Origin of the sequence: Clostridium acetireducens DSM 10703 (genome assembly GCF_001758365.1) — a bacterium.
Taxonomy (GTDB): domain Bacteria; phylum Bacillota; class Clostridia; order Clostridiales; family Clostridiaceae; genus Clostridium_C; species Clostridium_C acetireducens.
This window is the reverse complement of sequence record NZ_LZFO01000055.1, coordinates 1-8210: the sequence shown is the minus strand read 5'-3', so window position 1 is coordinate 8210 and position 8210 is coordinate 1. Positions and strand designations below refer to the sequence as shown.

Annotated in this window: 6 protein-coding genes; 1 reads left to right on the top strand and 5 read right to left on the bottom strand. The window is 29.2% G+C overall.

What is annotated here, in order from left to right; all coding sequences use genetic code 11:
* Positions 1-305: 305 nt before the first annotated feature.
* The 5 genes from CLOACE_RS11190 to CLOACE_RS11170 all read right to left on the bottom strand — a co-directional run bounded on the left by CLOACE_RS11190 (position 306) and on the right by CLOACE_RS11170 (position 6696).
* Positions 306-662: a phage holin family protein gene (locus CLOACE_RS11190; protein WP_070111334.1), complete on the bottom strand. Its 357-nt coding sequence runs from the start codon at positions 660-662 to the stop codon at positions 306-308.
* A 601-nt stretch (positions 663-1263) separates the two neighbouring features.
* Positions 1264-2718, bottom strand: a complete 1455-nt coding sequence (putP, locus tag CLOACE_RS11185) for a sodium/proline symporter PutP (RefSeq protein WP_101495425.1) — start codon at positions 2716-2718, stop codon at positions 1264-1266.
* Positions 2719-3069: 351 nt separating this feature from the next.
* Positions 3070-4734 (bottom strand): dihydroxy-acid dehydratase, encoded by a 1665-nt coding sequence (gene ilvD, locus CLOACE_RS11180; RefSeq protein ID WP_070111332.1) that lies wholly within the window; start codon positions 4732-4734, stop codon positions 3070-3072.
* A 95-nt stretch (positions 4735-4829) separates the two neighbouring features.
* A complete protein-coding gene (locus CLOACE_RS11175) occupies positions 4830-5720 on the bottom strand; it encodes a sulfite exporter TauE/SafE family protein (protein ID WP_070111331.1) in 891 nt (296 codons plus the stop codon).
* A gap of 16 nt (positions 5721-5736) precedes the next feature.
* The gene (locus CLOACE_RS11170) at positions 5737-6696 is read right to left on the bottom strand and encodes an ornithine cyclodeaminase family protein (protein WP_070111330.1); all 960 of its coding nucleotides are present in this window, start codon (positions 6694-6696) and stop codon (positions 5737-5739) included.
* A gap of 443 nt (positions 6697-7139) precedes the next feature.
* On the opposite strand from CLOACE_RS11170, the gene CLOACE_RS11165 reads away from it, so the two are divergent.
* Positions 7140-7940 carry a TrmB family transcriptional regulator gene (locus CLOACE_RS11165; RefSeq protein ID WP_070111329.1) on the top strand — a complete coding sequence of 267 codons (801 nt, stop codon included), beginning with the start codon at positions 7140-7142 and terminating at the stop codon, positions 7938-7940.
* Positions 7941-8210: the final 270 nt, after the last annotated feature.

The window sequence follows — 8210 nt, the reverse complement described above, 5'->3', positions numbered from 1 at the left end:
ACTCTTAGAAGAAAAAATAAAAAAACTCCGTAATTCATCACAGGACGTGATGAGCCAATTTCCGCCCCAAGGACGGGGCATAAATTGGGTAGGAGTTTTTTTATTTTTTATTCTTAGAGTGTCTTAATGAAATGACTTATTTACAAACTCTCTTTATGAGGCTGTATTATTATTTTTATGCTTATTATTTTTAATTATTTTATATATTCAAATTATATTAATGATTTTTATTCAACAAATTAACTTTACTTTAATTAAAAGCGGATACACTTATTTTTGTATATCCACTTTTAAAATTTATTTAGTTACATAGCTCTGCCTGGTATTATGGCATCAAGCACTCCTATGACTAAGGCTGCTATTAATGCACCTACTATAGATACACTCATATTAGGAACTAGAAATTGTGTTAAATATAATATTATAGCAGCAATTATAAATCCTTTTAATCCCTTTCCAAAAGGAGATGCATCTACTTTCATAATTCTTTCTGCTAAATAGTCTAATACAGTTATTACTACTGCTGCCAATAGTACAGCCCACAATCCATTAATACTAAATCCAGGTGTAAAAAATGCTGTAATTGCCAGTATAACTGCAATTAATATAAGTCTTATTATATAAGCTCCTATAGTAGATCTATTTTCTTTTTCTTCAGCCATACAAAAAACCTCCTTAAAAAAATTGTATTATCACATATATTTTGTTCATAATTCACAAAATTATTAAAAATTTTATTTAAATTTATATTAATTTCTTAAAAGGTTGTTGAATAAAAAAATCATTGGGATAATTTGAATATATAAAATAATTAAAAATAATCTGTATAACAATAATAAGGCAGCCTCATAAAGAGAGTTTGGAAATAATTTGAATAAATTTTAGACAATCTTAGAAGAAAAAATAAAAAAACTCCGTAATTCATCACAGGACGTGATGAGCCAATTTCCGCCCCAAGGACGGGGCATAAATTGGGTAGGAGTTTTTTTATTTTTTCTTCTAAGAGTCTCTTAATGAAATGACTTATTTACAAACTCTCTTTATGAGGCTGCCTTATTATTGTTATACAGATTATTTTTAATTATTTTATATATTCAAATTATTCCAATGATTTTTTTATTCAACAACCTTTTAAGAAATTAATAAACACTACATTTAAAAATTAAAATCTCAATAATGTTTCTGATTTTTAAATGTAGTGTTTATTGGTTTATTTTAAAATTATTTCATGTATAAAATTTAACTAACTAAAATTTAATTATTTTACAGTTTTGAAATCATTGTTTCAAATTCTTGTTGTATTTCTTTATTTGGTTCTTTATCTAATAAACTAACAATAACTATTGCTATTATTGAAATTATGAATCCAGGTACTATTTCATAAAGTTCAAATATTCCACCGGATAATGCTTTCCATATTATAACTGTAACTCCTCCTGAAATCATTCCAGCTAAAGCTCCATTTTTAGTAATTCTATTCCAAAATAACGATAAAATTATTGTTGGTCCAAAGGTTGCACCAAATCCTGCCCAAGCATAGGCAACAAGCTGTAATACAGAACTATTTTCATCTAATGCTAAGAAATAAGCTATTACTGCAACTATCATAACTGCTAATCTACTTATCCAAACAAGTTCTTTTTCACTAGCATTTTTTCTAAACAATACTTTGTAAAAATCTTCCGTAATTGATGATGCTGTAACTAGTAACTGTGAATCTGCTGTACTCATTATAGCTGCTAAAGCTGCTGATAGTAAGAATCCAGCTACTGCAGGATGAAACATTTTATGTATTAATATCATAAACACTTTTTCACTATCACTTCCAACTAAAGGTGTCTTTAAATACATCATTCCCACCATTCCTATTAGTACAGAAGCTGTTAAAGATAAAATAACCCATACAATTGCAATGATTCTAGCTTTCTTTATTTCTTTAGAAGATTTTATTGCCATAAAACGTACTAATATATGTGGTTGTCCAAAATATCCTAAACCCCAAGCTAATAAGGATATAGTTCCAATTAAAGAAATAGAAGTTCCATCAGCATTTGTAAAAAGATTTAACAAGTGAGGATTTGTACAACTTATTGCTCCAATAGTAGCATTCCATCCTCCTAAAGTTTTTATTCCTATTATTGGCACCATTATAACTGCAATAAACATCATTATTCCCTGAAAAAAGTCTGTCCAACAAACTGCCATAAATCCGCCAAGAAAAGTATAAGAAACTATAACAAAACTTCCTATAACTAATGCTTTACTGTATGGTATTCCAAAAACAGTACTAAATAATTTTGCACCAGCTACAAAACCTGATGAAGTATAAAACAAGAAAAATATAACAATAAATACCGCTGACATTATTCTCAAAACTTTTGAGTTGTCTTTAAATCTATTCTCAAAGTAATCTGGTATTGTAAGAGAATCCCCTGCAACTTCTGTATAAACTCTAAGACGTTTTGCAATTACCTTCCAATTTAGATAAGTTCCTATAGCAAGTCCAAAAGCAATCCATGCAGAACTAAGTCCTGATAAGTAAGCAGCTCCTGGAAGTCCCATAAGCAACCACCCGCTCATATCAGAGGCTTGAGCGCTCATAGAAGTTACCCAACCACCTAATTGTCTTCCACCTAGTACATAATCCGATAAATTTTTTGTTCTAAAATAAAATACAACCCCTATAAGTAACATAAAAATTAAATATAGTGCAAACATTAATATAATAATAGAATTAACTTGAATCAATACTCTTCCTCCCTCTATAATATTTAAATTTCTCCTTATATAAAAATAAAGTAATTCCTTTAATTCTTATGTAAATATTATAATACATTTACAACTTTATTTTGTATGTATATATTGTATATGCCTTTAGTTTATTGAAATAATATAAATTTATTGCTATTTTATATTAGCAATAATATTTTTATATCATTAAAATTTAGCATAAACTACACTAATAAATTGAATAAGTGTAATTTATGCTAAATTTACAAAAATTAGTATGTTTTATTTGCTTAATTCATGAGAAAAATGTGATATAATATAGACATCTTAAAAAAACTATTATTTTTTATTTACCCAAGATTGCATAGCTCCGCCTTCTTCTGGAGGTAAGCATGTATCTGCATAAAGAGCTAATATTCCAGATTTAACTTTTGGTTCAGGACGTACCCAATTAGCTCTACGTCTTGCCATTTCTTCATCACTTATTTCAACATCAACAGTTCCTTTTATTGTATCAACTGTAATAATGTCTCCATCTTCTACTAATGCAATTGGACCACCATCATATGCTTCTGGTGAAACGTGTCCTACAATTGGACCATGGTTAAATCCAGAGAATCTTGCATCTGTTACTAATCCAACGCTGTTTTGTAGATTTTTAGCAACTAACGCATCTGTAGAAAGCATAACTTCCTTCATGCCAGGAGCACCTTTACAACCTTCATAACGTAATACTATAACATCACCTTCTACAATTTCACCACTTTGAATAGCTTTTAATGCATCAAAGTCATTGCTGAAAGTTTTAGCTTTTCCTTGGAAACGTTTCATGTCTGCTGGAATTCCAGTAGGACGTATAATTGAACCATTTGGTGATAAGTTTCCACGTAATACTTTTAATCCTGGTTCATCAAATAATGGATCTTCTAATGAACGAATAACATCAGTTGATTTAATTGATACATTACTTAATACTTCTTTTAAAGAAACTCCATTTAATGTTGGTATATCTGTATATAATTTGCTTTCTAACATTTTCATAACACCTGGAACTCCGCCAGCATTATGTAAGTCAACAACATTGAATGGACCACTAGGTTTTACTCCTACAATACATGGTATTTCATGGCTTATACGATCAAAGTCATCTATAGTTACATCTAAATTTAATTCTTTTGCCATAGCTAATATGTGTAATATAGCATTTGTAGAACCTGCAATTGCCATATCAACTATAATAGAGTTTAATAATGTTTCTCTAGTAATTAAATCACTTGGTTTTACATCGTTTTCTATTAAATCGAAAATGTGCATACCAGCTTCACGTGCACTTCTGATTTTTGCATTATCTGATGCTGGAATTGTAGCAGTACCTGGAATAACAAGGTTAAATGCTTCTCCTAAAATTTGCATAGTATTTGCTGTTCCCATTGATGGGCAAGCTCCATAAGATGGGCAAACTCTTTCTTCCATGTATTCTAAGTCATGTTTATTTCCAGAAAGAATAGCAACATCTAGGTCTGGTGCTAATACTTTTTTACCATAGCATACTCCTGGTTGCATTGGACCACCTGTAACCAATATAGTAGGAATATTTAGTCTACAAGCTGCTAAGTAGGCACCTGCTATAATATTATCACAAGATGCAATCATAATTAACGCATCAAAGTGATGTACTTTAGTAACAAATTCTATAGACGCTGCTACTATGTCACGTCCTACTAATTCATATTTTAATTCTTCTGCTCCATTACTAACATTTCCACAAGTAGATGGTGCTCCAAATTCTATAGGAATTCCTCCACCTGCCCATACACCTTGTTTTACAGCCTCTGCTATTTGACGAAGGTGAGCACTTCCTGGTGAACCTTCCATAAATGTATTAACAACACCTATGTGATATTTTGTTTTTATTTCCCTATCTGTAAATCCACTAGCCTTGTACATTACACGACGATGAGCTGCATTATCTTGATTCCAATAACTTCTATCTTTCACTGTCATATTAATTTACCTCCTATAATTTTTTAGCCATTAATTAAATTATATAACGGCTGAATTATTATCTAAAGCATTATATTTATGCTTGTTCTCATTTTTTAATTTTCTTCCACAGTCTTTTTAAATCCATCTCTTAGCATACTAATACTTGCATATGCAACAACTACAATAACTAACCATACAAGAATATCTAATGATAAATTTTTTACAACTTTAGCAGCAAAATATACTCCTGGAATACCACTTAACATAATGATAATAGATGTAATCTTTGTATATTTTCCTAAACGTATAAATTCAATACTTGATGCAGGCATTAAAGCAGCACAAGATGTCATCATAATTGGAAATGCTACTAGTGGATTTAATCCTAAGAAATATACTAATGCCATACAAGGTGCATATAGTCCAACTCCTACAGAAGATAAACTTCCACAGATAAAGTTACCTATAATACCTAAAGCTAAACTCATACCTCTTAATCCATTTGCTTCATTTCCGTGTCCTAACATATCTAATAATCCAAGTTGACGAAGAGCCATCATAACACATGTTATTCCTAAAGAAATTCCTATTACAACTTGTACTTTTTTAACTGGTAATTTAGATACTAATCTTGCTGCAACCAAACTACCCACAACTGCTGCAATAACCATAGCTATTAAAGTAAGTGAGTCTACTTCTACAATTGTAATAAAAATAAGTGCTTCACACATAACTGGTATTGTATTGGCAACATTTAATGTTCCTGGTGTATAAGAATCATCTTCAACGATTTTAACTAACTTGTACAATATTGCTTGAGGTGCATAACTTCCTATTCCTAAAGTATCGAAAAAATTAGTAATTACACCAATTATTGCGGTAATTATTGATTTTGTTGTTCCAAAACTCTTAACTTGATCTTTATGTTTTCTAACATCATTAAAGAATACAGTTAAATATACAATCCCTATAGCTATTAACGAATATTGTATTATAGTTACCATTTTTTATTCCTCCGCTTTAAAATTTGACTTCTTTACCAATTTTCTTTTCTTTTGCCTTTCTTAAAACGTAATTTGCAATAGTTGTGTCAAACAAAGCCATACCAACTGATTTAAAGAATGTTGTTTCTTCTTCTAAAATAGATTTATCTTTTATAAGTTTTCCAATTGAGTGTATCTGTTCATCTTTAATCCATCCTTCTTTTAATGGAGTTGCTAAATCCCCTGTTTCTTCTTTTGCAAATTCCACATCAATATATACAGACTTTAAATTTTCAAAAATTGCTTTAGGATATTCTCTCATATGAGGCTTATATGATCCAATACCTATAAAGTGTTTACCTTTAAACAACTCTACATCATCTGGCATTACAGGCTTAGGTGATGTTGTAACTGTAATAATTAATTCTGATTTTTTTACAAGGTCTTCTGTATTTTCGCAAACAACTACTTCCACATTTTTTAATTCATCTTCAAGATCTTTTTTGAATTTTTCTGCACGTTCTTTAGCAATATCAAATACATGAATTTTCTTTATATTACGCATTGTGCAAGCATAAAGACATTGAGAAAAACCTTGTACTCCTGTTCCTATAACTCCAAGTGTTTCTACAGATTCTGGAGTAGTGTATTTAATTCCCATAGCTCCAACAGCACCTGTTCTAAATGATGTAATAGCAGCTCCATCCATTACACAATCAACTTTACCTGTTTTGGGACTATTCATTACCATAACACCTTGAATTACTGCTTCACCATGTTTACGGTTTTCTGGATAAAGTGTAAGAAATTTTGTTCCTTTTATATCACCGCAAAAACATGGCATATATAAGTATGTTTCATCTTCATTTAAAACGCTAATACGATCCGGCATAACATAATTGCCTTCTTCATAAATTAACATTGATTTTTCAATAACTTCAACCATTTCTTTAAAATCTATAACATTTTTTATATCTTCTTTGCTTAAAAATAACATTAATACTCTTCCTCTCTATTGTTGTATTAAAAAACTTGTCTGTATTCTTTGAAACTTAATAGTTTCATTTTAAACTTTTAAAAACAAAATATATACCCTATAAGGTCTTTATTAAACTTCTTAATAAAATAGAAATTATATAGTAGCTACCTTCTGTAACTATTATATAATAGCTTTGTTAATTTGTAAACACTAAAATTTAAATAAAATAATTATTTTATAAATATTTTATATATAAAAACATATATCTTATGTATTTTATTTGTAATTTTGGTAAATCAAAGAATATGTAAACCTTATTATAATAGTTACATAAAGTAACTATTATTTATAAACTTTGTTAATTTATAAACATTTTTATTGTAAAGTACTTGTTTTTTTTACACATTGAACCTAAAATTAAATTATGCTATAATAAAAACATTTGAAAGTTAGGTGATTTTATGGACTATCTTATTCAACTAATGAAAAGATTTGATTTTACAGAATATGAAACTAAAGCATATGTAGCTCTACTTATTAATGGTAAAATGACTGGTTACGAGGTTAGTAAACAATCTGGTGTACCCAGATCTAAAATTTATAACATTTTAGAAACATTAACCCAAAAGGGAGTAGTTTTATCCACTAAAACCACTAACGTTATTTATCATGCACTTCCTGTGGATGAATTCATATCAAACTTGGACCGTGAAAAAACTAATGACTTAGATAAAATCAAAAACTTACTTCAACAATTTGATGCTCGTGTTGAGTCAGGTCCTCTTTGGCATATAACTGGATATGATAAAGTTATGAATAAATGTAAATATCTCTTAAAGAATGCTAAAAATGAAGTGTACATGCAAATTTGGAAAGAAGATATTGATGATGAGCTGCTGAATCTCTTACTAAAAGCTGAAAGAAAATTTGAAAATTTCATACTTATTTTATTTTGTAAAGATCATTTATATGATCTCCCGTTAAAAAAATACTATAAGCATGGTTTTGAAGAAGCAAAATTGAACGAAATGGGAAGTCGCTGGATTTCCATAGTGGTAGATTCCAATGAAATAATGTTTGGTTCTATTACCAATAAGAATACCGCTGATGTTGTATGGACACAAAATAATGATATGGTATTCTTAGCAAAAGAATATATTATACACGATGCCTATACCGCTAAGATTCTTGAAACACTTGGTGATAAAGCAAAAGATACTCTTGGAGTTAATTTAGAAGAAGTACGAAAGATTTTTAAGTAATTTTAGATTATTGAATAAAAAATGCCTAAGATAATTTGCAGATATAAAATAATTAAAAATAATCTATATAAAAATAATAAGGCAGCCTCATAAAGAGATTTTGGAAATAATTTGAATAAATTTTAGACAATCTTAGAAGAAAAAATAAAAAAACTCCGTAATTCATCACAGGACGTGATGAGCCAATTTCCGCCCCAAGGACGGGGCATAAATTGGGTAGGAGTTTTTTTATTTTTTATTCTTAGAGTGTCTTAATGAAATGACTTATTT